Below are 25,819 nucleotides of genomic sequence, written 5' to 3'. Positions count from 1 at the left end.
ACATCCTCCAGTTTAAAATCGGGAAAAATCAATTAAGAAAGAAAGGTATTAAAATGGCCACAGGAACAGTCAAATGGTTTAACGACAAAAAAGGGTTCGGTTTCATTACGCAGGATGATGGCCCCGATGTCTTCGTGCACCATTCAGCAATCAGCGCCAGCGGGTTTAGAAGTTTGAAGGAAGGCGAACGGGTTTCCTTTGAGGTCGAGCAGGGACAGAAAGGTCCCTCCGCGACTAATGTCAAGGTGATTTAACGCAATCTGACTTTTTTAAAATAAGGGGCACGGCTTCAGAACGAGGTCGCGCCCCTTGTATTTTAGGCGGTTTTCCACCATCACGGAAATACTTGTCAGGGCAAAAATGGATATGTCCGTGATATGACATTTGCCAAAAGGCAGTCCTTATGGCAACGTTCACACGCGGCTTCCGGGCCGATCACTGCAATCAATGCGGCCAATGCCTGTCCGGATGCCATTACGGCGTCTTTACGCCGAAACAGGCTCGGGAAGTCATGCTGAAAATAACGTCCGAGGCGCAATGGGTTCCGGAGTTGGCCGATTGCATCCGCTGCGGCAAGTGCGACCACCGCTGCCCGGAAGAGGCCCGGCCCGGCAGCCTGATGCGGGAATGCCTTGAATACAGGCGCCGCGCTCAGGAGAAAGTTCCCTTTTCCATGGCCTACGCCATCAATGGCATGGGCGCCGAAGGGTGGCGCGCGAATTTCTTCAGGGATGTTTATCGGGGCCTTGGCGCGGCTGACAAAAAAATTCTGCGCGATTGGGCCCAGCCCAAGAAAAGCAAAGACCTCCTTTTTATCGGCTGTACCGACCGCATGATGCCGGCCGCGGTAGAGGGCTCTTCCGCTCTCCGCAACTCGACTAAGTTCGGCGGTCCGGATGACTGCTGCGGCGTCTGGGCCATTCAGGCCGGCCTGTTTGAGGAAGGCTATCGGATCGCGGAACGGCTCCTCAACCGCATCCAGGAAAACCGTTTCGATCGTTTAGTCGTGGGCTGCGGGCATTGCCAGAAAGTCCTGACCCGGATTCTGCCGGAAACCTTCGGCCTGACGCCGCCGTTTCCCGTCATCAGCATCTATGAATATTTTCTGGAGATGATCGAAGCCGGGTCCGCGCGCGTCACCCGCCCCATAAAAGCCGACGCAGCCATATCCGACCCCTGTTTCGGATATGAGAACGGAACCGTCTACCTGGAAGCGATCCGTCGCCTTGCCGCTGCCATCGGTCTGACCGTTTCCGAATTGCCGCACAACCGGGACGACGCCCTCTGCTGCGGCTACGGCGGTTTGTTCAATGACGGTAAAATCGCTCAGGTCGTTAAGACCGCTTCGGTCAAACGCAAAGACCTGATCGCGGCCGGCAAAAAGCATGTGGTCAGCTATTGCCCGGGGTGTCATCTTCTGATTCACTATTTTCAGCCCGGATATAAATCCCATTACCTTCTGGAAGACGTCCTTACGGCTTTGGGCGATCCGGTAACCGCGCCGTTTTCCATTTTTTACCGGCGCCTGGCCCGGCCGCGGATGGCCTGGAACCTCTTGAAGGTTTCTCCGAGCGCCCTCCTGTAAAACGGTATCGCGTTCAAGCCATGCGCTTTCCGGGGATGCTACTATAAAACGGTTGTCTTTGCCGAAACAAGGAGAGGCCATGCTGGTACTGACGGAAACAGATGGGCCGGTGACCATTATCACCATCAACCGGCCCGAGGTGAGGAACGCGGTCAACCGGCCCACGGCCGAAGCCCTGGCCGTTGCCTTCCGGCGATTTGAGGCGGACCCGGCGGCAAAAGCGGCGGTTCTGACCGGGGCCGGCGGTCATTTCTGCGCCGGCGCGGATTTGAAGAGTATTGCCGGGGCCGCTGATACGGTCAACCGTTTCGCCCCGGACGGAGACGGTCCCATGGGGCCGACCCGGATGGTTTTTGCCAAGCCGGTCATCGCCGCCGTGGCTGGATATGCCGTGGCCGGGGGCTTGGAGCTGGCCCTGATGTGCGACTTGCGGGTCATGGAGGAAGAAGCGGTTTTCGGCGTCTTCTGCCGCCGCTGGGGCGTTCCCCTGATCGACGGCGGCACGGTGCGGCTGCCCCGGCTGATCGGCCTGTCCCGCGCCCTGGACATGATTCTTACCGGTCGGCCGGTGGGGGCGGTTGAGGCCCTGTCCATGGGCCTGGCCAACCGGGTCGTTCCGGCCGGGAGGGCGGTGGCCGAGGCGGTGGTCCTGGCCAGAACCATAACCACTTTCCCGCAGAACTGTCTGCGTTCCGATCGGCGATCGGCCTATGAGCAGGCCGGAATGGATTTTGTCGGCGCCATGGAAAACGAATTTAGACTCGGGCTGGCCACCATCCAGAGCGGGGAAACGGTGACCGGCGCCGGTCGGTTCGCCGAAGGCGACGGCCGTCACGGAAAGTTTTAAGGGGAAGTCGTCACCAGCTTCTTCAGGCCGGGATAGAACAGAAAGATCAGGGCGTCGGCGATCCACCGGCGGTATTCGTCTTTCCGGGGGGAGAGACCGATGATCCGGGCCGGATAGTCCGGCGCGCCGACGCAATTGGAAATCAGGACCACCAGACAGTACTGCCACATGCGGATTTCCTCCTCCGGCGCCCGGATGGACAGCAGAACTTTGAGCCGGGTGGAAATGTCCGTATAAAAGCGCAGGGACAGATTGAAGGCCGGCAGAATCTGCTGAGGATTCGGTTGGGCGATATTTTGCATCATGATGGCCGGACCGTGATGGCAGTCGAACAGGTAGCCCAGCAGGCTGTTGATATAGACGGACAACCCGTCCGAAAGAGGGACCCGGCCGCTGGCGCCTTTTTGCGCCAGTGACACCCAGAATAGAGCGGACTGCCGGAAGAAATCGTCATAACACCGGTTGCCAACGGCCTCGGCCAGATCCTTTTTCGTGGGGAAGTAATGGTGGATAATCGTAAAGTCAAAACCGCCCTCCTGGCCGATTTTCCGGATGCTGGCCGTGCTGTATGGCCGCCGGGTAAAAATCGACAGGGCGGCATCCAGGATTTTTTGCCGGGTAAGGTCCCCCTTGGTTCGTTTTCCGGCCGATTTTTCCCTGCTGGCCGGCGGTTCGGGAAGAACCGATTCAATCTCCCGGGGAATGGTGATCTCGGGATCAATCCCCGGGCCGTGCAGAAACCGGTCCAGAACCGGCTCGAAAATGGCCAGCAACGCCTTCTTTACCCACTGCCGGTATTGACGGCTTTCCGGATTCAGGCCCAGGGCGGCGGCATGAAATGACCGGGCGCCGATGAAGTTAGCCGCCAGAATAGTGAAGACAAACACCCACATGGCGATTTTCCTCTCGTCGGCCGCAAAGGGAATGGAGGCGGTAAATATTTCCGTGACCTCGGCAACATACCGGCGCATGGCGGAAAGCCCCAGCAGGGTGTCGTCGAACAACTGGGCCTGACCGATGTTGAGCATGATGGTGGCCGGACCGTCCGGGTGATCAAATCCGAAATCAAACAGCCCGTCCACGAACCGCTTCAGGGCTGTTTTTGGATCGGTGTTCCGAAGGGTGTCCCTGATCAGGGGCAGAAGATAACGGCTGTATTCATTCACCAGTTCCTGGGAAACCGCTTCAAACAGGCCTTTTTTGGAGCCGAAGTAATAACGGATCAGGGCATAGTTGAATTCCCCCGCGCCTTCGATTTTTCTTACGCCGGCGGCGCCGTAAGGGTAGCGGGAAAAAACGGATCTGGCAGCGGACAGAATCCGTTCCCGGGACCGGTCGGCCCGGCTTTTAGTATCCTTTCGCTGGTGTTTTCCTGGTTTTTCAGCCACCGCTCTATGACCCGTTCCGACCTGTTTTCTGTTTCGATTTATCTCTTTACTGGTTCGTGACCTTGGCAATAAATGTCCCCGCCAGGCGCGTTTCCCGGTCACCGGGTATGCTCAAATCTATTTTGCCGTCAAGAGATTGCCCGCTCATCCTTCCGAACTCCAGATACAGATCGTAGCCTTTTGAAATGACTTCCGACTGGGGCGTGTCGTCTTCTTCGGATTTCCATCGCAGATGGATGTGCGGATCGGAGGTGCTGCCCCGGTCCGCTGAAACCCTGATCTGCTGGCCGGACGGGTCGCTGCCTTTGAGCAGCATGAAAATAACCACTTCCCGGTCGGCGAACAAGCCCCGGCCCTGTTTCAGATGAAGCACGCCGTTTTGAACCGAGGCGTGTTCGACAAAAAAATCCAATCCTTTGATTTTTCCGTAGCAGCCGCCGTGGTGTTCGCCGGGGGGCAGAGCGGGGGCAGCTGGCGGCTCCACCGGTGCGGCCGGCACGGGATCGGGGGGGGCCGACTCCTCAAAGTACATGGAGCCGGAATTCGGCTGCCGCATGGGCGCGGTCTCGGTCGTCCCGGGCGCCGCGGCCGGCAACCGGGACATCATCTCCCTGATCGGAGCGGTGATGCCCCCCTGGTGGGACGCGATCACCAGGGGCACGACAATCAGGGTGATGACGGCAACCATGGCAATGAGAAAAAAAGGTCCGAAAACCGCCATCATAATTACTAAAGGAGTGGAACCGGCCCGGTATCTTCTTTGCAGGTTTTCTTCGCCGCAAACCGCATATATGATAAATTCAATCAAAGAAATCAATCCGGGAATACCGGTCCAGCAGAACAGAAGATAGATTGTCCCCTGGATATATCTGGCCAGGTAGAATTTGTGGACACCGAAGCCGCCGAGGAAAAAGGTGAGCAGCAGCAGCGTGTTTTTGCTGACACCGTCAGCCGGCGGTGCTGTCTCCCTGATGCCGGTACCGTCTTCGGACCGGTCCTCGAAGGTGGCGGCCCCTCCGTCCGTAAAGTTGATGAAAATGCCGTCCGGGTCCGGGGCGGGCGGGGCAGACGGCTGAATCTTCTCCGTCACCTGGGGAACTACAGCAGCCACCGCTCCGGCGGCCTCAAACATTTTTTTGGTTTTCTCACACACCTCGCGGGCGGCGTTTTTTTTGACCACTTTTTTGCCGCCGGAGAACAGGGGCTCGATTCTCTTCCGGTCTATTTTAAAGGCCCTGGACAGATTCTCTTTCACCTCTTCAGGATCAGCGCCGGGTAACAACTCGCCGTAGAAAAGAACCTGGTATTTCCTGTCCTCCATATCCATGTGCCCCCGCTCGTCAGATAGAGATTATCTTTTTAATTATCTCAGAACCATTTCCAATATCAAGCGGTATTTCCCCGCCGGACCGGATGTCCGGCAAGACGCCGGCCATCTGGCGTCGGCCGATGGCGGCGGAGTTGCGTTTGGCGATAGATGGGGATATGATGCGTAAACACAAAATCGTCAGGTCTGGTTTGAAAGGAGAAATGGTTGAAAATTCTGATTGTCGGCGCCGGAGAGGTGGGATTTCACATCGCCAGCCGGCTGTCCATAGAGAATAAGGACGTGGTGGTCATCGATCGTGACGCCCAGTCCCTGCGTCGTGTGGCGGACCATACGGATGTCCAGACGGTGATCGGTTCCGGCAGCAGCCCGGTGGTCCTCCAGGAAGCAGGCATTCAGGAAGCGGAAATCGTGCTGGCCGTCACGGACAGCGATGAAACCAATCTGGTGGCCTGCATGATGACCAATATCCTTTCCCCCACCACCCGGAAGCTGGCCCGTGTCCGGAATGCCGATTTTGACGGTTATCACGGCCTGTTCAAGGAGCAGCCTCCTTTTATCGACACCATCATCAATCCTGAGATTGAGGTGGTCAACACCATTGAACGGCTGATCAATGTTCCCGGCGCTATTGAAGTGGCCGACCTGGCCGAGGGAAAGCTCAAGCTGGTCGGAATAAGGTTGAGCGAAGCCTCTCCCTATGCCCGGCAGAAGCTCTCTGATCTTTCGGAAAAGTTCGGCGGGAGACTTTTCCTGGTGGCTGCGGTTGTCCGTCATGAGAAAATGATTGTTCCCAAGGGCAACACCCGTTTGATGCCGAATGATATTGTTTATTTTGTCAGCGAACTGGAAACGCTGGGACGATCTCTTAAAATCTTCGGCAAGTCCGCTCAGCCGGTTAAAAGGGCCATGATTGTTGGCGGAGGCCGCCTGGGGCTGCGGCTGGCCAAACGGTTTGAGGCGTCCGACATCAAGACCAAGATTATCGATTCAGATCCGGCCCGGTGCGCCCGGCTGGCGGAAGAGGTGCATAAGACCGTGGTGCTGCAGGGCGATGGGTCCGACCAGGAACTCCTGGTTGAGGAGCATATTGAAAATATGGATGTGGTGGTCAGCCTGACCAGCGACGAACAGACCAATATCCTGATTTCGCTTCTGGCCAGGCGAATGGGCGCGGCCAACACCGTCACCAAGATTTCGAAATTCAACTATATCCCGCTGATGTCTACTATCGGAGTGGAACAGGTGGTCAGCCCCCGGCTGTCGGCCATCAACAGTATTTTGCAGCATATCCGCAAGGGCAAAGTGCTTTCCGCCATATCCCTGAAAGAGGAACAGGCGGAAATCCTTGAGGCTGTAGCCCTGTCAACCTCCGATCTGGTGGGGAAACCACTGAAGAAACTCGAAATGCCCAAGGACACACTGGTCCTTGCCATTATCAGGGGCAAAGAAATCATCATTCCCGCCGGTGATTCAATAATTAACCCGGAAGACCGGGTCATTATTTTCGCCCACAAGCACGCCATTCCCAAGGTGGAAAAACTGCTTTCCGTTAAACTCGAATTCTTCTAAGCCGGACATGGCATGAACTGGAAGGTCATTTTACATTTTAACGGATATCTCCTGATTTTCCTGGGCGTGAGCCTGATTTTTCCCCTGGCGGCCGGCCTTTATTACCATGATGACAGCTTCCGGCCGCTGCTTTACGCCATGGCCACTGTCATCGCTTCCGGCGCCGGCCTGGTTGTTTTCAACCGGCCCCGGTCCGGTGAGGCGATCAACAGGCGGGAAGGGATGGTGGCCGTGGCCCTGGGATGGACGGCGGCCGGAGTGGCGGGCGCGCTGCCTTTTTATTTTGGCGGCGTACTGCCGTCATTTACCGATGCCCTGTTCGAGTCCGTTTCCGGTTTTACCACCACCGGCGCTTCGGTGCTGACCAATATCGAAGGCGTGAGCAAGGGCTATCTTTTCTGGCGCAGTTTTATCCACTGGTTGGGGGGCATGGGCATCATCGTTCTGTCCCTGGCGATCCTTCCCCTGATCGGCGTTGGCGGTATGGAGCTTTATAAGGCGGAGGTGCCCGGGCCAATGCCGGACAAACTTCAGCCGAGAATCAAGGAAACCGCTAAAACCCTCTGGAAGGTCTACATTGTTTTTACACTGTGCCAGATTTTCCTGCTGAAGGCCGGCGGCATGAGCCTGTTTGATTGCCTATGCCACACATTCGCTACCATGGCCACCGGCGGATTTTCGACCCGCAATCTTTCCATCGGATCATTTAACAGTGCCTATATCGACGGGGTCATCATTCTGTTCATGATGCTGGCGGGAATCAATTTTACCCTTCATTACCGGATGCTAAAAGGCGAGGGCCTGGCGTTCTGGAAGGACGCCGAATGCCGTTTTTTCCTGGTGCTGGTGGCGGCGATGACCCTGATCGTCACCTGGAACATTTACGGGCCGGTGTATGCAACCATTGGCATCGCGCTGCGGCATGGCGCCTTCCAGGTGGTTTCCATCATCACCACCACCGGTTTTGCCACCGCGGATTTTGAGGTCTGGCCGGGTTTGTCCCAATTGATTCTTTTTTTATGCATGTTTATCGGCGCCTCGGCCGGATCAACCACCGGAGCGATCAAGTGCATTCGCGTCCTGCTTTGTCTGAAATACTGCTACCGGGAATTGTTTTCCCTGATCCATCCCAAGGCCGTCTCCTACGTCAAAATCGTCGATAAAACCGTGCCTGATGACATCATGCGGAGCGTCATGGGTTTTTTGAGCCTTTACATGCTGATCTTCATCGTCTGTTCTCTGCTTCTCGGTGCCATGGGGATTGATGCCGTGACTTCGGCCACCGCTGTGGCAACGACCCTGGGAAACGTCGGGCCCGGTTTCGGGACGGTCGGCCCTCTGGACAATTTTTTTCACCTGCCGGCAGCGGGAAAATGGGTCCTGACCTGGTGTATGCTGCTCGGCCGGCTGGAAATTTATACCTTAATAATTCTTCTGGTGCCCGAATTCTGGAGAAAATAGCCGCCGTTTTTCCAATACCTGACTGTTTTGTCTTGATTTTTTTCCCATACCCATTTACGTAATGCCATCCGGATTTCATCGGGCCTGTCAACCCGGATAAGATTAAGGCTTTTAATCAGGATAACAACCTGTTAAAATATAATTTTGGATAGAAGAGGGCGACATCGCCGACTATCCGCCGAAACCGGTCCTTGTTATTAACGGAATTCGAAACCAATGTAACGCCATCAGGGAGAGAGGCAGATGAAACAGAAATATCTTGTTGTAAAACCCGATAAAAACGCTGATGTCATGATCAGTGAATTTGTCGAACTGGCATCCAATGAGTTTTCGATGCTGTCCGAACAGAGTTATAAATTCAGCGACATCAATAAGGCCTGGAAAGCCGGGACCGATTCCTTGATCAAGGTTCTCCGGTCCCCGAATTTTTTTCCGCCTCACAGCACCATTGAAAAACTGGTTGGGGCCATTGATGAGTTAATGAAGGATCCCTCCAAAAATTCCCTGGAGGTGGTTGTAGACGATGTGCGGGTCATGAATGAACTCGACGTCGTCGTTGATGAAATTGACGACGAAACCGACATTGAGGATCTGGACGAAATTCTTACGGATGACGACCAGGAAGAAGAAGACCTGGCCCCTGAAGACGACGAGTAGCCCGGACATTTTCATGCCCATGAAAGAAAAGATCAGAGCGATTATCGCCGATGCCGCCGGACGGGCCTTTCAAAACGGTCGGCTGCCGTCGGCCGTTTTGCCCGGGTACGAGGTCGAAGAGCCCAAAATAAAGGCTCATGGCGATTATGCCACCAATTTCGCCATGACCGCCGCGGCCGTTTACCGGATGCCCCCCCGGGCCATCGCGGAGGTCATTATCAGCCATCTTGACCATTCCGGCCAGTTTATCTCCAGGACGGAGATCGCCGGCCCCGGCTTCATTAATTTTTTTGTGAACCCCGCGTCCTGGCTGCCGACCCTGGAAACGATTCATACCGATCCGGCCTACGGCGCCTGCGACCTCGGCCGGGGTCGCAGCATCATGGTCGAATTCGTCAGCGCCAACCCTACCGGGCCGCTACATGTGGGGCACGGACGGGGGGCGGCCGTGGGCGACAGCCTGGCCAACATCCTGTCCTTCTGCGGCTGGAAGGTCCAGCGGGAGTATTATGTCAATGATGCCGGCAATCAGATCATGACCCTGGGGCGGTCCGTTTACTTGCGCTGGCGGGAAACATGCGGAGAGAAGATCCCGTTTCCCGAGGACTGCTATCAGGGGGATTATATCGTGGACCTGGCCCGGGAAATGGCCGAAAAGAATCTCCTGGATTCGACGGGCATGGACGAGCCAACCGTCGTCAAAAACTGCGCGGAATATGCCGCCGGCCGGATTATGGACGGAATCCGCCGGGACCTGGCCGATTTTCGTATCCATTTTGACAACTGGTTTTCGGAAAAGTCCCTGTTCGCGGGTAATGCCGTGGCCGACACCCTGGAGTCCCTCCGGGCCGGGCAGTTCGCCTACGAGGCCGACGGCGCCCTGTGGTTCAAGTCAACGGCTTTCGGGGATGAAAAGGACCGGGTGGTGATTCGGAACAACGGCGAGGCAACCTATTTCGCGTCCGACATCGCCTACCATAAAAACAAATTTGACCGGGGGTTCGACCGCCTCGTCGATATCTGGGGGGCGGATCATCACGGTTATATCCCCCGGGTCAAGGGCGCGGTTCAGGCCCTGGGCCGGAGCGGGGACGATATCGACGTGATCCTGGTCCAGCTGGTGAACCTGCTGCGGAACAATGCCCCGGTGTCCATGTCCACCCGGTCGGGAACCTTTGTCACGCTCCGGGAGGTCTTTGACGAGGTCGGCGTGGACGCTGCCCGCTTCATTTTTCTTTCCCGCCACTACGACAGCCCGCTGGATTTCGATCTGGAACTGGCCAAGAAAAAAAGCAACGATAACCCCGTTTATTATGTCCAGTATGTTCATGCCCGGATTGCCAGTATGCTGCGCAAAGCCGACGAGATGGGTATAGGGCGGATTTCCGCTGATACCCCGGTTGTGTCCAGGCTGGACCAGGCGGAGGAAATCGATCTGATCAAGGCGGCGGCACGCTATCCGGACGCGGTCCGGACGGCGGCCCGGTTCATGGAACCCCATCGGGTAACGTTCTACCTGATGGATCTGGCGGCCTGTTTCCACGCTTATTACAACCGGCACAAGGTACTCGGCGACGATCCCGAGCTGAGTGCGGCCAGGCTGTACCTGGTTTGCGCGGTGAAGAAAATCATTCAAAACGGCCTGGCGCTGCTGGGGGTTTTCGCGCCGGAATCCATGTGATCATAAAGCATGGAAAAAAACACAACCACAGCGGCTGAAAAAAAAAATCGATTCGTGATGGAGCTGTCCACGTCCGAAGCAGTGGGCTGGGCGGCTCTGGTCATTTTTGTCTGTGGCTGGTTTTTCATCCTGGGCATCTTTGTCGGCCGGGGCCTGGTACCGGTTCCCGGCGAGAAAGAGCCGGCCAGGCTGTATTTCGCAAAAGGGGAAACACCGTTCCCGGAGCCGGCCCCGGCCCCGGGGCCGGAGACAATAACGGCCGAAGGCAGGTCATCCGGCCCGGACGGAGAGCAGGGATCGCCCAAACCGGTTTTGCCGACGGTATCCGAAGAGGCGGTCAAGGCCATTCCGGAAAAGGATCCGCCGGCTGCGCCGGTTGAAGAGAAATCGCCGTCAAGGGATAAGGCGCCTCCTCCGGCGGACTCCCCATCTGAAGTGACTCCGGCCGGGACAGCCGTGACCGCCCCGGCCGTCGATAAAGCTTCCGGTAATAAACCGGCTGAAACGGGCGGTAAGATTTTTACCTTACAAGTGGCTGCGGTCCGGGACCGCCGGGCGGCCGACCAGTGTTATGAAAAACTGAAGAAAAACAAGTACGCGCCGGACACCGTTCAGACGATTCAATCGGGCGGCGTCACCTGGTACCGGCTGAGATGCGGCCAGTTTGCCAGTCACGATGAAGCGGCCCCGGTAATCGAGCGGTTGCGCAAGGATGGCTTCAGCCCCATCCTGGTCCGGAGATAAGAAGGAATCAAATGAAGCTGACCCTTGAAGATGTCCGTCATGTCGCCCATCTGGCAAGACTGGAAATTGCCGACGCCGATCTGGAGCCGCTTGCCGCCCAGCTCAGCGACATACTGGCCTACGTTGATAAGCTGAACGCCGTGGCCACCCAAGACGTTCAGCCCATGGCCCAGGCCATATCCGTGGTAAACGCCTTTCGTGAGGATGTCCCCAAAGCATCCTGCCCCCTGGACCAAACCCTGGCCAATGCCCCGGCCACTGCTGATGACATGTTTGAAGTACCCAAAATTATTGAATAGAAGGTTGGAAAACAGAACCGATGCCGCAAAAATTAAATGAATTGACCATTGCCGAAGCCCGCCGGCGGTTACAAAGCGGGGAGATTTCCTCCGTCCAGCTGACCCGGGCGGTGCTGGACCGCATCCGGGAGGTGGATGACCGTGTCGGCGCTTACATTACGGTCGCGGCCGAATCGGCGCTGGAGCAGGCCCGCGCGGCGGACGAGCGGATCGCCCGCGGGGACGCGTCCCCCCTGACCGGTATTCCCCTGTCCATCAAGGATATCATCTGCACCCGGGGATTGCGGACCACCTGCGCCTCCCGGATGTTGAGCGAATTTGTTCCCCAGTATGACGCCACCGTTATGGAAAAACTCAAGGGGGCGGGCGCGGTCATCGTCGGTAAAACCAATATGGACGAATTCGGCATGGGCTCATCCACCGAGCATTCGGCCTTCCGGATCACCCGTAATCCCTGGGACCTGTCCCGGATTCCCGGCGGCTCCAGCGGCGGATCCGCGGCGGCCGTGGCCGCGGACATGTGCCTGGGTTCCCTGGGATCGGATACCGGCGGGTCTATCCGTCAGCCTGCCTCCCATTGCGGGGTAGTGGGGCTGAAACCGACCTACGGCCGGATTTCCCGTTTCGGACTGGTGGCCTTTGCCTCCTCGCTTGATCAGATCGGTATTCTGACCAAAAGCGTGCCGGACTGCGGCCTGCTGCTGCAGTCCATCGCCGGTCACGATCCCGGCGATTCCACCTCGGCCCCGGCTCCGGTTCCGGACTACGGCGCCGCCTTTGTCGAGGGCCTGGAAGGGGTCACCATCGGCCTCTGCCGGGAATATCTTTCCACCGAAGGAGTCGATCCGGACGTGACCGCCGCCGTGACCGCCGCCGTCCGGCAACTGGAGTCCCTGGGGGCGCGCTGCGTGGAGGTGTCCCTGCCCCACGTCGAGTACGCCATAGCCGCCTATTATGTGCTCTCCCCGGCTGAGGCCAGTTCCAATCTGGCCCGGTATGACGGCGTCAAATACGGCTTTCGGGAGAAATCGGCCGACAATCTGCTGCAGATGTATAAAACCACCCGGTCCCGGGGATTCGGCCGGGAGGTCCAGCGGCGGATTCTCATCGGCACCTACTGCCTGTCGGCGGGATATTACGACGCATATTACAAGAAGGCCTGCCAGGTGCGCTCCCTGATCGCCGATGATTTTAAAAAAGCCTTTAGCCGCTGCGACGTCATGGTTTCGCCCGTTGCCCCGACCCCGGCGTTTTCCATCGGCTCCAAAACGGATGATCCTCTGACCATGTATCTGTCGGATGTTTTTACCCTGTCAACGAACCTGGCCGGCGTGCCGGGCATGTCCGTTCCCTGCGGGTTCTCACGCCAGGGTCTGCCCATCGGTCTGCAGTTGACGGGCGGTTATTTTGCCGAGGGTACGCTCATGCGAGTTGCCTGGAATTTTGAGCGAGCGGCGGGAATCCGCGACAGAAAACCCGAAATTTAACCTATGGAGAAGGCCAAATGACAACCATCATGCCGGAAGGCGAAGCGATCAGAAGAGCGGTGGCCTGGATCACCGAGGAACGCCAGGCCCGTCCGGACAGGAGCCCTCTGAAAATTGCCGACGAAGCGGTCCTGAAATTCGACCTGTCTCCCACGGAAGCCGAGTTTCTGGCGAAATTTGTCTCCGGCAAAGCCGGATGCTGATTGACCATGTCCGTCATCAGGGTACTGCCGGAAAGCATTTCCAATAAAATCGCCGCCGGAGAGGTGGTGGAGCGGCCGGCGTCGGTCATCAAGGAACTGGTCGAAAACGCCATTGACGCCGGCGGCACGCATATCTCCGTGCAGGTGGAACGGGGGGGGCTGTCCCTCATCCGGGTATCGGATAACGGCACCGGCATGTCCCGGGACGATGCGCTATTATGCCTGGAGCGTCACGCCACCAGCAAGCTGACGGACGAAACGGATCTGTTTTCCATCGGCACCCTGGGGTTTCGCGGCGAGGCCATCCCCAGCATTGCCTCCGTGTCCAACTTTCTTCTGGTCACGCGGGACGCTGCTTCGGAAGCGGCCACGGAAATCACCATTTCCGGGGGAAACCTCAGAAATGTCAGGGACGTGGGCGCGCCGGTGGGCACCATGGTGGAGGTCCGGCAGCTGTTCTTCAACGTCCCCGCGCGCCGCAAGTTCGTGAAATCGGCCGAAACCGAGATGGGGCATATCGCCGATATGATGACCACCTTCGCTCTGTGTCGCCACGATATCCACTTTCGGCTTTCCCATAATGAAAAATCCTTAAAAAACTGGCCGGCCACCGCCCGCCCTCTGGACAGAATCGCGGACGCCCTGGGACGGGACACCCGGGACAGCCTTTATGCGTTGAATTTCTCAAGCGGCGCGATCACCGTTTCCGGATGGATCGCCGCACCCCACATCACCCGGCGTTCGGCCCAGCGAATCTATCTGTTTGTAAACGGCCGGATGGTCAGGGACCGCGGACTGCAATACGCTCTGTTTGAGGGGTACCGGGGACGTCTGGTCAAAGGAACCTATCCGGTGGCTGTAATTTCCATCACTATTCCCTTTGACCGCGTTGACGTCAATGTTCATCCGACCAAAAGTGAAGTGCGCTTCGCGGACCCCAAACGGGTTTACGAAAGCTTGAAAACCGCCGTTGAACAGGTGTGGCGGGCGGAACCGGTCCTGCCCTGGGAAAAAGGCGCCGATGATGCCTTTTCTCCCCGAGAGACCGAACCACCGATTGTCGCGGAACGCCCGCAGGTCTATTCCGTATCCGGCCGGCCTTTTCCTGAAGACCGGCCCCGACCGGCCCAGGGGACCTTACCGCTTCCGGAGGCAAATCACCGGGACCGGACGCCCGTTCAGGTCCGGGCGCCGGTGGTTCCGGACCGGACCGGCGAAGCCGGCCGGGCGCTCTTTTTTTCCGGGCTGACGGTTCTGGGGCAGTTCCGGCAGACCTACCTGGTGTGCGAATCGGAAGGCGAATTTTTTCTGATTGATCAGCATGCCGCCCATGAACGGGTGGTGTTCGAAAAACTCAAAAAACGCGCCGAAGCCCGCCAGCCGGTAAGCCAGGGGCTGCTGGTGCCGGAAACGGTGGAACTGACCCACCGGGAGGCGGCCGTCATGGAATCCATGCTGCCCGCCTGCGAGGCTTTCGGTCTGGTGCTGGAACGGTTCGGGCAGAACACTTTTGTCGTCAAGGCAATTCCCGAACCCATCGCCGACACCGACGCTGTTCAACTGGTGCAGGAGCTGGCCGGGAAAATGGCCGAGCTGGGCCTGGCGCCGGAGTTGCAAGTTGCCCGGGATGAGGTTCTGGCGGTAATGGCCTGCCACGGCGCTGTCCGGGCCGGCCGGCGGATGAATGAGCAGGAGATGCGCGCCCTCCTGAACCAGATGGATGCCTGTGACAACCCCTGGCACTGCCCCCACGGCCGGCCGACCATTATCGGCTGGTCGGTGCGGGAGATAGAAAAACTTTTCAAGCGGATTGTCTGATATGGCGGATAAACGATCAATGCGGGGTTTGTGGGCCGCCGCGGTGGTATGCCTGGCGCTGTTTCTGGGGCTTTTCGGTTTTCGCCTGGGGTTGTTTTCCGGAATGGTTAACCGGAAACCCGTGACTGTAACCGGCCAGACGCTTCCGGACCGGGAAACATGGATGAAAATCCTGCAGAATGACAGCAAAATCGGTTATTCCCACTCCATTTTCAGCAATCGGGAAGATCACTATAGCCTCGCCGAGACCTTGTTTTTGCAGGTCGGGATCATGGGACTGACGCACCGGGTCAATCTTCACACGGAGGCCATTCTCAACCGGGATTTGACCCTGCGCTCTTTTGACAGCCGGCTGCGATCCGGGCCGTTTGAATTTTCAGCCACGGGCCGGGTCGAGGATAAGACGCTGGTGGTGACGGCCGTGGCGGAAGGGAAGCCCAGTGAAATCCGCCTGCCGCTGTCGTCCGCTCCCTATCTGTCCGCCGGACTGGCCTACGCCGTCTGCAATTCGGGCATGGCCCCGAAAGACACCCTGTCGGTGCCTCTCTTCGATCCTTCCAGCATGGCGGTTGTGCCCATCCGGGTAACGGTTGAGGAAAAGGAAGATATCGTCATTATGGGCATGAAGCAGGCGGCCACCCGCCTGCTGATTGAGTTCAAGGGAGCCCGGCAGCAGGTCTGGATCAGTGAAAACGGTGAGGTGCTGCGGGAGAGCGGATTGATGGGGCTGGTTCTGGAAAAGACCGACAAGCATCTGGCCCTGGAAAGAATTGAAGGCGGCCGGGGCGACCTGACGGAGATGCTGGCCATCACATCCAATGTCACCTTTGACGCGCCGGAAAAACTGGAAATGCTGAAGGTGAAAATTGAAGGCATCGATACCGCCTCCCTGGCCCTGGCCGGGGGCCGGCAAGCCCTGTCCGGTCAGGAGTTGACCGTTACCAGCGAGGACCTTGTGGAACAGGTCCGGGCGGAAGAGCCGGAAAAGAATCTGGAAGATTTCCTTCAGCCCGACGCGCTGATTCAGTCCGACGATCCCGCCATCCGTCAACTGGCTGCTGAAATTGTAGCTCCGGGTGGGTCGCCCCGGGAGCAGGCGGAGCGACTGATGCGGTGGGTATACGAAAATATCGACAAGAAACCGGTCGTATCCATGCCCAATGCCCTGTCGACGTTAACGCACCGGCAGGGGGACTGCAATGAGCACGCCATGCTGCTGGCGGCCCTGGCCCGAGCCGCGGGGATACCCGCCCAGGTGGAAACCGGTCTGGTGTACCTGAAGGGAAAATTCTTTTATCACGCCTGGAATCGCCTTTACGCCGGACGGTGGATAACCGCCGACGCCACCTTCGGCCAGATGCCGGCGGACGTGACCCATATCCGGCTGGCCGGCGGCCGGCTGGACCAGCAACTTGACCTGATTCCCGTGATCGGTAATATCCGGCTGACGGTTATCGACTACAAGCCGACGCGATAGCGAAAATCCATTCTACCAGTTTTCAGCCAGCAGTTCAAAATAACCGCGGGGCATGACGCAAGCGGGGCATTTGTCCGGGGGCCGGGTACCGGTGTGCAGGTAACCACAGTTCCGGCAGCGCCACACCGTTTCCCTCTCCCGGGCAAACGTCTTTCCCGCCAAAAGGTTGGCCGCCAGTTCCCGGTATCGCTTTTCATGCTGCCGCTCGGAAACGATGATGGCCTCCCATGTTTCGGCCGCCCGCTCAAACCCTTCGTCCCGGGCCGTCTGTGCAAAATCAGGATAAAGACGGGTGTGTTCAAAGCGCTCGCCGTCGGCGGCGGCGGTCAGATTCGCGTAAGTGTCCGCGATCACGCCACTGGGGAAACTGCCGGTGATTTCCATCTCCCCGCCGTTGAAAAACTTGAAAAAGCGCAGGGCATGTTCGCACTCCTGGTCGGCCGTTTCCCGGAAAATGTCGGCGATCTGCACATAACCTTCCTCCAGGGCCCGGCGGGAGAAATACGTGTAGCGGTTGCGGGCCTGGGATTCGCCGGCAAAGGATAGCATTAGATTGCGGGCGGTCCGGCTGTCACGGAATTTTCCCATAGATAATCCTCAAGGCCACCTTTTAACAGATATATTTTTTAAAAGGTGGCCTTAAACCGGATGCGGGCATAGCCCTTACCGGGTAAGGTGATCGGTTATTCTTCGATTTCGATGGCCTGAGCCCCGCATTCACTGGCCGCCTGGCGAACCAGGTCTTCATATTTTTCAGGGATGACACCGAATTGAACCACGGACAGAAGCTGGTCCTCATCATACTGAAAAACTTCCGGGCACAACTTGTTGCAGTTACGGTCTCCCATGCATTGGCTGGTGATGCGTGCTTTCATTGTTTTCTCCTTTTTTATGATGTTTCAAAAAAAGAACACGGAAGGGCTTGCTCCGGAACCGGGCACGGATGACCCTGGTCCCGTTTAAGGTTCAGCGTAAGGGAAGAGGCAGGGCCTCTCCCCTTATTAAGCAGATTACAATAAGTCCGGGCATCAGTCCAGCACTTCCATCAGCTTGCCGCAGCATGGCGGAATGCGGTCCCCTTTCTTAAGCTCGACATACTTGTTGCAGGTCTGACAGTAACAGCGGCAGTCTGCCTCCACATGCACTTCCGGGTACTCGGTGGTCTTGCCGCCGGCCATGCCTTCAATCACAAAACTGGCCTTGTTCTTTTTCTGCGGGACATATTCACCCATGGGAACCAGTTTCTTGTTGAAGCGGACGCAATCCACCATCAGCCGCCAGAGGGCCTCGAGCTTGGACTGTTCATCGGCATTCTCGGGGGTAAAATCGACGACATTTTTTACGATTTCAATCTTCATGGTTTTGTTCTCCTTATTTTGTTTTTGTTTCGGCTGCCACCGGGCTTGGCGTTTTCCGATCCGACCCCGCCGGCATTTTTTAATAAAAAAACCGGTTGATAATTTTGTCAGTGATTAGCAAGGCTCATGCCACTTGAAGGATTCACAGCCATGTTTTTAAAAACCATTTGAAAACAAGAATGTTTTTTTTCCCATGGCAGGTCCTCTCCGGCCGCCTTCACTTGAATCTGATTCGGGAGAGCGTTTTTGTGGTGATGCAGTGAAACAAATGTGTACCGAAAAAACGTATCGGTTTTGCCTGTTGGCCCGTAGCGCTAATCATGTGCCCGGCATGTTTGCGTTCCTGTTCAAACCCATCGGCGCCAGGGAATCGTTTCTTGACTTGAAAGTCGGTGTCTGATATCTTGATTTTATTAAGGGTGCAGTCGTGTGGCTGCAGCCGTGAGCGTGGCAACCAAAATATCCGGGTTAAGCGGCGCCGGTCGTTCATGCTGCTCAAACGTGTTTGTCGTCGGGAACCGGGCTTGCCGGTTCCGGAAAAGATGTATAGTCAGATGGAAAAAGAATTGCAGCGGCGGGCGCATCCCAGGTTTTCATGCGCGGTACCCATTGTTGTCGTCAGGGACAGTCCCCGGAGACTCTCGTCCGCCCTGATGCTCAATTACAGCGAGGGCGGGGTGTATTTTGAATTGTCATCACCCCTGGACACCGGATCGTATGTCATGGTGAAAACCGATGATGATCCGTTGTTAGACTCAGGCGGTTTCGGCCCTGCCAGACAGTGCCGGGCGGAAGTCCGCTGGTGCCTGGAAATAGAAATCGGCGGAGCCAGACGATACGGCTGCGGTGTACAGTTTATCAATCACCAGAGCCAATCCTGAAGGTCTGCGTCATGATTGAACACGGCGCCATCCCCGGAGATGATTTTTAGTCTGGAGACCCATTGAAAAAAGTCGCGGTTACCTGTTTCTGGCTGTCAGTCTGCCTGACGGCCGTCTGGTCCTGGGCCGACCCGGCCCCTTCGACGCCGGCTTCGGCCGCGGATCTGCTGAAGCAGATTCAGTCTACCTATGCCAGCGGCAGTTTTTCCGCCCGTTTCGAACAGGTGTCCACGCTCAAGGCAATGGACATAACCGACACGGCTGCCGGCAAGGCCTTTTTCAAGGATCCGGGAATGATGCGCTGGGAGTATATCACCCCCGACCCCCAGCAGATCATTACCGACGGGAAAAAGCTCTGGATCTACAAGCCGCTTGAAAATCAGGTCATGACCGGTGATACTCCGGCCCTGTTCGACGATGGTCAGGGCGTCAATTTTCTGGCGGCGTTGAACACCATCAGCGAAAAAAATCAGGTGACCATCGACTCGAACCGGACCAACGAAGGCTTTTATGCCTTGAAGCTGGTGCCCAACAAGAAAACAGGTGACCTGGCGGCGATTTACTTCTATGTTTCCCGGCAGAGCGGTCTGGTCGAGGAAATAGAAACCATGAATACTTATGAAGACACCACCCGGATTATTTTTTCAGACATCCGCCTGGGAGAACCCCTGGGAAACGCCCTGTTTATCTTTGAACCCCCGGCCAACGCCGATGTCCTGCTGCTGGATCCGAAGAATTGATCGAAGCGCTCAAAAAAAAACGCAACGCCATCATTCTGGCGCATAACTACCAGCCGCCGGAAATTCAGGACCTGGCCGATCTGTGCGGCGACTCGCTGGAGCTGTCCATTCGGGCTTCGGCCACCGATGCCGAGGTGATTGTCTTCTGCGGCGTACATTTCATGGCCGAAACCGCCTCCATTGTCTGCCCGGACAAGACCATCCTCTTCCCGGCGCCGGACGCGGGCTGCCCCATGGCCGACATGGTCACGGTTCCGGCCCTGCGGGCGAAAATAAAGGAACTGGGGGACATGCCGGTAGTGACCTACGTGAACTCGTCGGCCGCGGTCAAGGCCATGTCCACCGTCTGCTGCACCTCGGCCAATGTCGTCAAGGTGGTCAACAGCCTGGACGAGGCGGAACTGCTGATGACGCCGGATCGGAACCTGGCGTCTTACGCCGCCTCCCTGACCGACAAGACAATTCATCTCTGGGACGGCTGTTGCCCCATCCATGATGCCCTGCGGGCAACGGATGTCCTCTCGGCCAAAAAGCGGCACCCGGACGCGGTGGTCATGGCCCATCCGGAATGCCGCGGCGAGGTGCTGGACCTGGCCGACGCGGTGCTGAGCACCTCCGGCATGCTGCGATATGCTCAAGACTCGGAAGCCGATCAGTTTCTGGTGGCCACCGAAAACGGCCTGATGCACGCCCTGCGGAAAGCCTGCCCGGAAAAGACGTTTTATCCGGTTTCGGAAAAAATGATCTGCCCGGACATGAAGCGCATCACCCCGCAAATGATCGTCGACTGCCTTGAAAACATGGGCCCTGAAGTCAAGGTGCCGGCCGACATCCAGGAGCGGGCCCTTGACGCGGTCCAGCGGATGCTGGCGTTGCGGTAGGCAAGAATTTAGGCGCCGGCGCTTTCATCCAGGTTAGCGTTGGTATAAACCTTCTGAACGTCGTCGCAGTCGTCCAGCGCTTCCAGGAGCTTTAACATCTGCTCCGACTCCTTCTCGCCCAGGTCGATGGTATTCTGCGGCAGCATGGTGATTTCGGCCAGAGAGCAGGTGATGCCCGCGTCGGTCAGGGCCTGCTTCACGGCTTCAAAATCAGCCACCGCCGTAATGACCTCAAAACTGCCTTCCGCCTCCCGGACATCCTCGGCGCCGGCTTCAATGGCCGTTTCCATCACTTTGTCTTCATCGGCCGTGGCCTTGTCGATTTCACAATACCCCTTTTTCTTGAACAGATAGGCAACACTGCCGTTCTCCGCCAGCCGGCCGGCATGGCGGCTGAAAATATGGCGGATATCGCTGACCGTCCGGTTCTTATTGTCCGTCAGGGATTCTAAAAAGATGGCCGCCCCGCCTGGGCCATAGCCTTCATAAGTGAGTTCTTCGTAATTCACGCCGTCCAGCTCGCCGGTTCCCTTTTTGATGGCCCGGTCCATATTGTCCTTGGGCATGTTTTCCATTTTAGCGGCCGCGATGGCGCTGCGCAGCCTGGCGTTGGCGTTGATGTCTCCGCCGCCCGCCCGGGCGGCCGCGGTAATTTCCTTGATCAGCTTGGTGAACGCCTGTCCCCGTTTCGCGTCCGCCGCCTGTTTTTTGTGTTTGATGGACGACCATTTATTATGACCTGACATTGCCCGGCTCCTTTTTCCCTAATCCGATAATGTAAGTTTCCCGGCTGTCTTTCCGGCAACTGGCCGGTTTGAAGATCGCAGACCGGTTGAATTGTTTTTTTACCATATCCGTAAATATTTTAAAATCTTCTCCCTGAAAAAGTTTACAGACGAAATTCCCCCCTGGCCTGAGAATCTCCCCGGCCAGGGTCAGGGCGGCCATGGCCAGATCCTGGGACCGGGCCGCGTCGGTGCCGGTATGACCAGTGGTGGACGGCGCCATGTCGCTTAACACCACGTCCGCCTTTTTGCCCGAGAAAAGCGGGTCGTCCGACCGCAGCTCGAACATGTCCATGACATGAGCGGATGCCCGCGGTGGCAGACCGATGGTGACGGCCGTCAGGTCCATACCGGTCACCGTTCCCTGGTCCCCGACCACTTCGGCCGCGTACAGCAGCCAGGAACCCGGGGCGCAGCCCAGATCGACCACTTTGTCCCCCTTGCGGAGCAACTTGTATTTTTTTTGTATTTCCATCAACTTGTATACCGAGCGGGCCGGATAATGATCTTTTTTCGCCTGACGGGCGTAAAAGTCGGGGCGGCTCCAGGGATTGTTGTTGTTGCGGCTCATAAGACGTGTTTCCCCCGGCGGATCAGAACAGGGCCTCGATGGCGTCCGATATGGTTTTTACCCCGGTGATGGTGATTTGCTTTTCATTGTGCATGCGTTTGACATTGCTGTAGGGCAGCAGGCAGCTGTTAAATCCCATCTTTTTGACTTCAGCCACCCGGGTTTCAATATGGTTGATGGCCCGTACTTCGCCGGTCAGGCCCACTTCCCCCAGCACCACGGTTCCGGGCTTGATGGGCCGGTCAAGGAAGCTCGAGGCCACCGCCGCGATAATGCCCAGGTCAACGGCCGGTTCGCTGATTTTCACGCCGCCGGCCACGTTCATGAACACGTCGTAGCCCATCAGTTCCATGCCCAGCTTTTTCTCCATGACCGCCACCAGCAGGGCGACCCGGTTCTGGTCCAGCCCCAGGATGGTCCGTCGGGGCATGCCCAGGCCGGAGCGGCTGGCCAGGGCCTGGAGTTCCACCAGGATGGGCCGGGTGCCTTCCATGCTGGCGGAGACCACCGATCCCGGGGAGTTTTCCGGCTTTTCGGAAAGGAAGACGGCCGAGGGGTTGGCTACCTCATCCAGGCCGGCGGTTTTCATCTCAAAGACGCCAATTTCATTGGTCGAGCCGAAGCGGTTTTTGACGGCCCGCAGAATCCGGAAGACCTGGTTCTTGTCGCCTTCAAAATAGAGGACCGTGTCCACCATGTGTTCCATGGTGCGGGGGCCGGCAATGGAGCCGTCCTTGGTGACATGGCCGATGAGGAAAACGGGAACGCCGGTCTGCTTGGCCATGACCATGAGGCGCATGGTCGCTTCCCGAACCTGGCCGACGCTGCCCGGGGCCGAGGAAAAATCCGGGCTGGCCATGGTCTGGATGGAATCGATGATCAGTGCGTCCGGCCGCAACGCATCGGCCGTGGCCACCACCGTCTCGATGCTGGTCTCCGCCACCGCCAGGATGTCGGCGGCGCGGCTGCCGCCCAGCCGTTCGCTCCTCATTTTCAGCTGTTTTAACGACTCCTCGCCGGAGACGTACAGCACCTTGTGACCGGCTTCCACCAGCCGTTGGGCCGCCTGGAGCATGAGGGTGGATTTGCCGATGCCGGGGTCGCCGCCGATCAGGATCAGCGAGCCGGCTACGATGCCGCCGCCCAGGGCCCGGTCAAATTCGCTGATGCCCGTTTTCCGCCGCTGCTCGTCGCCGATGGTCACCTCTCCCAGGGGCACCGGTTTGGCGGCCCGTCCGGCCATGACCGGCGCGGTTTTCCCGACGGAGATCCCCACCGCTTCTTCCACGAAGGTGCCCCAGCTTTCGCACTCCGGGCACCGCCCCAGCCATTTGGGCGACTGGTGCCCGCAGTTTTGACAGCAGAAGACGGTCTTTGTATTTTTCATTATGGATGTCCGCGGCAAAGGGGAGTATATGAAAAAATTTTCTTCATCTTTTATATCAGGGCCTGTTTCGACGTCAACTGTTTTCATTCGGTCCCGGAAACAAACCCCTTGATATTCGAGCGAATTGTCGATAGGATACGGGAAAAAATCAGGCGCCGTTGGCTTAATAGGGAATCCCGTGAAAATCGGGAGCGGACCCGCCGCTGTAATCGAGGACGAACGCCGCACGTATGTCACTGTTGCATTGATGCAAAATGGGAAGGCGCGGCCGGTAGGATGATTCGAGAGTCAGAAGACCTGCCTGATTGACAGGCCGGGTTCTCCGCCGGGCGGCGGAGGCGGCCGGATCTTGCGGATAAAACAGGGGCATCCCCGGATCGAAGGTTTCGGTCCGGGGTTTTTTGTTTAGAAGGTACAAGGTTCAGGGCTCAAGGTTAAGGGTATAAGGTTAGGGAGCTTTTATGATACTGAAAAGAATGATTGCGGCAGGTATCATCGGCCTTGTTATATGCTGCTGGTCGCCGGAAGGGATGGCCGAGGATTTTGCCGCCCGGCTTCAGGCGCCCATCGACCAGGCCATCGATACCCGCATCAGCACCCAGAAGGAGATGGATCTGTGGGAGCAGGAGCGGATCCGGCTGACCGAAAGATACGACCAGCTGCAACGGGAGCAGGCGGATCTGACCGACCGACTGACGCAGTTGCAAAAGGAAATCGCCGACCGCCAGTCCCTGGCCCTGTCCCTGGAAACGCAGATTAACGAAGCCAGGGCCATGGCCGCCGAGATCGAACCGTTTCTGGCCTCCGTTTATCCCCGCATCCGGCAGGAGGTGGAAGCCGATCTGCCGTTTCTGTCGGCGGAAAGAAAGGATCGCCTGGATCATCTCAAACAGGTGCTGGATGATCCGGAGGTGAGCGTCAGCGAAAAATTCCGGAAAACAATGGAGACCCTTCTGGTGGAAGCCGCTTACGGCAACACCTCCGACGTTTACCAGGAGCAGCTCCGGCTGGAGGGCGATGAGCGCATGTTCTCCGTGCTGCGGGTCGGGCGGGTGGCGCTGTTCTGCCTCTCGCCGGACCAGAACCTGGCCGGTTATTACAGTGTCGCCGAAGGGACGTGGCGGCCCCTGCCGGGCCGCTGGTGCCGGGACCTGCAAGCCGCCATCGACATGGCGGAAAAACGCCGGCCCGCGGATCTGGTCAAACTCCCCCTGGGGAAACTGGCCGGACGGGAGGGCAACCCGCATGAATAAGTTCTATGTTCTGTTGTGTTTCATTCTTGTCTGCGTCCGGCCGGTGGCCGCCGGGGACATGCGCCTGGATTACGAACAGATGCGGGAGAAGAAGGATGCTGCCCTGCGCCAGGCCGAAGCGTCGGCCCGTCAGGCGCAGTTGGAGGCGGAAGAAAGCCGCCGGAAGATCCTGGCCGATAAAAGCGCTTTGCAGCAGGCCGTGGCTGAACTGGAGAAGCAGAATGATGCCCTGAAACCGCAGGTCGCCGGGGCTGAAAAACAGGTGGAACAGCTGACGGCTCAAACGCTGTCGCTTCAGAAATCATTGTCAGAACTGTCAGGTTTGGTCAGGGAAATCGCCGGCTTTGTCCGCGGCTTTGCCCGGGACATGGAAGAGATTTACCGGCACAGTCCCCAGAGCGCGCTGACGGATGACCGTCAGGGCCGGATGGCCGGGCTGGCCGGAACCGACCGGCTGCCCTCCATGGCGGTGGTCCGTGACATGACGGATATGCTGCTGCAGGAAATCAACTGGTCGGGACAGGTCCGCCGGGTGACGGGAACGGTGATCGACCGCGGCGGCCAGGAGTCTCCCGCCGACATTCTGCTGATCGGCAATCTGACCGCGGCCTATCAGACCGGACAGGAAACCGGTTTCGCGCTGTATTCCGACGCCAGCCGGGGCCTGTTCGCCCTGTCCGAAAAACCGCCTTTTTTAACGGTCCGATCGATCCGGAAGTACCTGTCCGGTAAAACCGATTCCGTCTGGCTGGATATCTCCGGCGGCGCCGCCCTGCGGCAAATGACCCATCAACTGAGCCTGATGGCGCAGATTCCCAAGGGCGGTCCCATTGTCTGGCCGACGGTGCTGATTTTTTTTCTCGGCCTGGGCATTATCGCCGAGAGGGTCCGTTATCTGCGCCGGGGCAGTTGCGACGCCGAGGCGTTCATGGCCCGGGTTTCGGCCTGCATCCGGCAGGAGGACTGGGACTCCTGCTGCCGGCTGTGCGACGGAGAAAAGGGAAAGTCCGTGCCCAGGGTGATCCGGACTGCCCTGGATTTTCGGCAGATGAGCCGGGAGGATATGGAAAACGCCCTGCAGGAAGCGATTTTAAACGAAGTGCCGCGCCTGGAGCGGTTTCTGTCCACCCTGGGCATGCTGGCCACCATCGCGCCCCTGCTGGGCCTGCTGGGAACGGTCACCGGCATGATCAACACCTTTCACGTCATCACTTATTACGGGACCGGGGATCCCCGGATGATGTCGAGCGGCATCTCCGAGGCCCTGGTCACCACCATGGTGGGCCTGGGCGTGGCCATCCCCCTGATGCTGGCCCACACCCTGATCAGCCGCCGGGTGGAACACACCATCGCCCAGATGGAGGAAAAGGCCGTCTCTTTTGTCAACCAGGTGTTTAAAACCAGGGGCCGGGGGGTC

The 25,819-nt window shown here is 57.9% G+C and carries 25 protein-coding genes, 1 pseudogene and 1 riboswitch; of the genes and pseudogenes, 18 read left to right on the top strand and 8 right to left on the bottom strand.

The window, feature by feature from the left end; translation table 11 throughout:
* Positions 1-53 precede the first annotated feature (53 nt).
* The 3 genes from AB1724_18805 to AB1724_18795 all read left to right on the top strand — a co-directional run bounded on the left by AB1724_18805 (position 54) and on the right by AB1724_18795 (position 2,432).
* A complete protein-coding gene (locus AB1724_18805; protein MEW6079864.1) occupies positions 54-254 on the top strand; it encodes a cold-shock protein in 201 nt (66 codons plus the stop codon).
* Between the two features lie 149 nt (positions 255-403).
* Positions 404-1,585, top strand: a complete 1,182-nt coding sequence (locus tag AB1724_18800) for a (Fe-S)-binding protein (GenBank protein ID MEW6079863.1) — start codon at positions 404-406, stop codon at positions 1,583-1,585.
* 79 nt (positions 1,586-1,664) lie between these two features.
* Positions 1,665-2,432 (top strand): crotonase/enoyl-CoA hydratase family protein, encoded by a 768-nt coding sequence (locus tag AB1724_18795; protein MEW6079862.1) that lies wholly within the window; start codon positions 1,665-1,667, stop codon positions 2,430-2,432.
* Here AB1724_18795 and AB1724_18790 read toward each other — a convergent pair.
* Together AB1724_18790 and AB1724_18785 are read right to left on the bottom strand one after the other, a co-directional pair.
* On the bottom strand, positions 2,429-3,820 hold the full coding sequence (locus AB1724_18790; protein MEW6079861.1) for a TetR/AcrR family transcriptional regulator: 1,392 nt from the start codon (positions 3,818-3,820) through the stop codon (positions 2,429-2,431). The two genes, AB1724_18795 and AB1724_18790, sit on opposite strands and share 4 nt — an antisense overlap.
* 787 nt (positions 3,821-4,607) lie before the next feature.
* A pseudogene (locus AB1724_18785) lies at positions 4,608-4,952 on the bottom strand (NINE protein).
* A gap of 402 nt (positions 4,953-5,354) precedes the next feature.
* On the opposite strand from AB1724_18785, the gene trkA reads away from it, so the two are divergent.
* The 10 genes from trkA (at position 5,355) to AB1724_18735 (ending at position 16,546) form a co-directional block, all read left to right on the top strand.
* Positions 5,355-6,719, top strand: a complete 1,365-nt coding sequence (trkA, locus tag AB1724_18780) for a Trk system potassium transporter TrkA (protein MEW6079860.1) — start codon at positions 5,355-5,357, stop codon at positions 6,717-6,719.
* A 12-nt stretch (positions 6,720-6,731) separates the two neighbouring features.
* The gene (locus AB1724_18775) at positions 6,732-8,180 is read left to right on the top strand and encodes a potassium transporter TrkG (protein MEW6079859.1); all 1,449 of its coding nucleotides are present in this window, start codon (positions 6,732-6,734) and stop codon (positions 8,178-8,180) included.
* 243 nt (positions 8,181-8,423) lie between these two features.
* Positions 8,424-8,837 (top strand): hypothetical protein, encoded by a 414-nt coding sequence (locus AB1724_18770; GenBank protein MEW6079858.1) that lies wholly within the window; start codon positions 8,424-8,426, stop codon positions 8,835-8,837.
* A gap of 19 nt (positions 8,838-8,856) precedes the next feature.
* Positions 8,857-10,518, top strand: a complete 1,662-nt coding sequence (gene argS / locus AB1724_18765; GenBank protein ID MEW6079857.1) for an arginine--tRNA ligase — start codon at positions 8,857-8,859, stop codon at positions 10,516-10,518.
* A gap of 9 nt (positions 10,519-10,527) precedes the next feature.
* Positions 10,528-11,262, top strand: coding sequence for an SPOR domain-containing protein (locus AB1724_18760; GenBank protein MEW6079856.1), 735 nt, complete (start codon positions 10,528-10,530; stop codon positions 11,260-11,262).
* A gap of 11 nt (positions 11,263-11,273) precedes the next feature.
* Positions 11,274-11,561, top strand: coding sequence for an Asp-tRNA(Asn)/Glu-tRNA(Gln) amidotransferase subunit GatC (gene gatC / locus AB1724_18755; GenBank protein MEW6079855.1), 288 nt, complete (start codon positions 11,274-11,276; stop codon positions 11,559-11,561).
* A gap of 20 nt (positions 11,562-11,581) precedes the next feature.
* Positions 11,582-13,048: an Asp-tRNA(Asn)/Glu-tRNA(Gln) amidotransferase subunit GatA gene (gatA, locus tag AB1724_18750; GenBank protein ID MEW6079854.1), complete on the top strand. Its 1,467-nt coding sequence runs from the start codon at positions 11,582-11,584 to the stop codon at positions 13,046-13,048.
* Between the two features lie 17 nt (positions 13,049-13,065).
* Positions 13,066-13,251, top strand: a complete 186-nt coding sequence (locus AB1724_18745; protein MEW6079853.1) for a hypothetical protein — start codon at positions 13,066-13,068, stop codon at positions 13,249-13,251.
* A gap of 6 nt (positions 13,252-13,257) precedes the next feature.
* Positions 13,258-15,069 carry a DNA mismatch repair endonuclease MutL gene (mutL, locus tag AB1724_18740; protein MEW6079852.1) on the top strand — a complete coding sequence of 604 codons (1,812 nt, stop codon included), beginning with the start codon at positions 13,258-13,260 and terminating at the stop codon, positions 15,067-15,069.
* 19 nt (positions 15,070-15,088) lie between these two features.
* On the top strand, positions 15,089-16,546 hold the full coding sequence (locus AB1724_18735) for a transglutaminase family protein (GenBank protein ID MEW6079851.1): 1,458 nt from the start codon (positions 15,089-15,091) through the stop codon (positions 16,544-16,546).
* Positions 16,547-16,558: 12 nt separating this feature from the next.
* On the opposite strand, the gene rbr is transcribed toward AB1724_18735, so the two are convergent.
* From rbr to AB1724_18720, 3 genes are all read right to left on the bottom strand, one after another.
* Complete coding sequence (rbr, locus tag AB1724_18730; protein ID MEW6079850.1) at positions 16,559-17,134, bottom strand: rubrerythrin; 576 nt, start codon at positions 17,132-17,134, stop codon at positions 16,559-16,561.
* 95 nt (positions 17,135-17,229) lie between these two features.
* Complete coding sequence (locus tag AB1724_18725) at positions 17,230-17,421, bottom strand: ferredoxin (GenBank protein MEW6079849.1); 192 nt, start codon at positions 17,419-17,421, stop codon at positions 17,230-17,232.
* Positions 17,422-17,574: 153 nt separating this feature from the next.
* Positions 17,575-17,904: a hypothetical protein gene (locus tag AB1724_18720; GenBank protein ID MEW6079848.1), complete on the bottom strand. Its 330-nt coding sequence runs from the start codon at positions 17,902-17,904 to the stop codon at positions 17,575-17,577.
* A 488-nt stretch (positions 17,905-18,392) separates the two neighbouring features.
* Between AB1724_18720 and AB1724_18715 the strand changes: the two genes are divergently transcribed.
* The 3 genes from AB1724_18715 (at position 18,393) to nadA (ending at position 20,406) form a co-directional block, all read left to right on the top strand.
* On the top strand, positions 18,393-18,785 hold the full coding sequence (locus tag AB1724_18715; protein MEW6079847.1) for a PilZ domain-containing protein: 393 nt from the start codon (positions 18,393-18,395) through the stop codon (positions 18,783-18,785).
* 62 nt (positions 18,786-18,847) lie between these two features.
* Positions 18,848-19,525 (top strand): outer membrane lipoprotein chaperone LolA, encoded by a 678-nt coding sequence (lolA, locus tag AB1724_18710; GenBank protein MEW6079846.1) that lies wholly within the window; start codon positions 18,848-18,850, stop codon positions 19,523-19,525.
* A complete protein-coding gene (gene nadA / locus AB1724_18705) occupies positions 19,522-20,406 on the top strand; it encodes a quinolinate synthase NadA (GenBank protein ID MEW6079845.1) in 885 nt (294 codons plus the stop codon). The genes lolA and nadA overlap by 4 nt, the downstream gene beginning before the upstream one ends.
* Positions 20,407-20,414: 8 nt before the next feature.
* Here the strand turns inward: nadA and AB1724_18700 are convergent, their stop codons facing one another.
* Genes AB1724_18700 through radA form a run of 3 tightly spaced genes read right to left on the bottom strand, consistent with a single transcriptional unit; the run spans position 20,415 to position 23,149 of the window.
* Complete coding sequence (locus AB1724_18700; protein ID MEW6079844.1) at positions 20,415-21,152, bottom strand: YebC/PmpR family DNA-binding transcriptional regulator; 738 nt, start codon at positions 21,150-21,152, stop codon at positions 20,415-20,417.
* Positions 21,139-21,762: an RlmE family RNA methyltransferase gene (locus AB1724_18695; protein ID MEW6079843.1), complete on the bottom strand. Its 624-nt coding sequence runs from the start codon at positions 21,760-21,762 to the stop codon at positions 21,139-21,141. The genes AB1724_18700 and AB1724_18695 overlap by 14 nt, the downstream gene beginning before the upstream one ends.
* Before the next feature lie 22 nt (positions 21,763-21,784).
* Complete coding sequence (radA, locus tag AB1724_18690; protein MEW6079842.1) at positions 21,785-23,149, bottom strand: DNA repair protein RadA; 1,365 nt, start codon at positions 23,147-23,149, stop codon at positions 21,785-21,787.
* 133 nt (positions 23,150-23,282) lie between these two features.
* Positions 23,283-23,469: riboswitch (cobalamin riboswitch) on the top strand.
* 141 nt (positions 23,470-23,610) lie between these two features.
* Between radA and AB1724_18685 the strand changes: the two genes are divergently transcribed.
* Entirely contained in the window at positions 23,611-24,402 is a 792-nt protein-coding gene (locus tag AB1724_18685) for a DUF3450 domain-containing protein (GenBank protein ID MEW6079841.1), read from the top strand.
* Positions 24,395-25,819 (top strand): DUF3450 family protein (locus AB1724_18680; GenBank protein ID MEW6079840.1); only part of this gene is annotated, 1,425 nt, incomplete at its 3' end. The genes AB1724_18685 and AB1724_18680, both read left to right, overlap by 8 nt.

Source organism: Thermodesulfobacteriota bacterium (assembly GCA_040753795.1).
GTDB lineage: Bacteria > Desulfobacterota > Desulfobacteria > Desulfobacterales > Desulfosudaceae > JBFMDX01.
Note: the sequence above shows the minus strand (reverse complement) of the source record. Positions and strands in the feature narration are given on the sequence as shown.

Bases quoted from the DNA above. Each gene is read 5' to 3' on its own strand.
- AB1724_18700 (MEW6079844.1), bottom strand. From the start codon at position 21,152: ATGTCAGGTCATAATAAATGGTCGTCCATCAAACACAAAAAACAGGCG.
- AB1724_18800 (MEW6079863.1), top strand. From the start codon at position 404: ATGGCAACGTTCACACGCGGCTTCCGGGCCGATCACTGCAATCAATGC.
- AB1724_18685 (MEW6079841.1), top strand. From the start codon at position 23,611: ATGATACTGAAAAGAATGATTGCGGCAGGTATCATCGGCCTTGTTATA.
- mutL (MEW6079852.1), top strand. From the start codon at position 13,258: ATGTCCGTCATCAGGGTACTGCCGGAAAGCATTTCCAATAAAATCGCC.
- AB1724_18695 (MEW6079843.1), bottom strand. From the start codon at position 21,762: ATGAGCCGCAACAACAACAATCCCTGGAGCCGCCCCGACTTTTACGCC.
- AB1724_18715 (MEW6079847.1), top strand. From the start codon at position 18,393: ATGCTGCTCAAACGTGTTTGTCGTCGGGAACCGGGCTTGCCGGTTCCG.
- rbr (MEW6079850.1), bottom strand. From the start codon at position 17,134: ATGGGAAAATTCCGTGACAGCCGGACCGCCCGCAATCTAATGCTATCC.
- gatC (MEW6079855.1), top strand. From the start codon at position 11,274: ATGAAGCTGACCCTTGAAGATGTCCGTCATGTCGCCCATCTGGCAAGA.
- radA (MEW6079842.1), bottom strand. From the start codon at position 23,149: ATGAAAAATACAAAGACCGTCTTCTGCTGTCAAAACTGCGGGCACCAG.
- argS (MEW6079857.1), top strand. From the start codon at position 8,857: ATGAAAGAAAAGATCAGAGCGATTATCGCCGATGCCGCCGGACGGGCC.
- AB1724_18735 (MEW6079851.1), top strand. From the start codon at position 15,089: ATGCGGGGTTTGTGGGCCGCCGCGGTGGTATGCCTGGCGCTGTTTCTG.
- AB1724_18805 (MEW6079864.1), top strand. From the start codon at position 54: ATGGCCACAGGAACAGTCAAATGGTTTAACGACAAAAAAGGGTTCGGT.
- AB1724_18770 (MEW6079858.1), top strand. From the start codon at position 8,424: ATGAAACAGAAATATCTTGTTGTAAAACCCGATAAAAACGCTGATGTC.
- AB1724_18760 (MEW6079856.1), top strand. From the start codon at position 10,528: ATGGAAAAAAACACAACCACAGCGGCTGAAAAAAAAAATCGATTCGTG.
- AB1724_18795 (MEW6079862.1), top strand. From the start codon at position 1,665: ATGCTGGTACTGACGGAAACAGATGGGCCGGTGACCATTATCACCATC.
- AB1724_18745 (MEW6079853.1), top strand. From the start codon at position 13,066: ATGACAACCATCATGCCGGAAGGCGAAGCGATCAGAAGAGCGGTGGCC.
- AB1724_18725 (MEW6079849.1), bottom strand. From the start codon at position 17,421: ATGAAAGCACGCATCACCAGCCAATGCATGGGAGACCGTAACTGCAAC.
- gatA (MEW6079854.1), top strand. From the start codon at position 11,582: ATGCCGCAAAAATTAAATGAATTGACCATTGCCGAAGCCCGCCGGCGG.
- AB1724_18775 (MEW6079859.1), top strand. From the start codon at position 6,732: ATGAACTGGAAGGTCATTTTACATTTTAACGGATATCTCCTGATTTTC.
- AB1724_18720 (MEW6079848.1), bottom strand. From the start codon at position 17,904: ATGAAGATTGAAATCGTAAAAAATGTCGTCGATTTTACCCCCGAGAAT.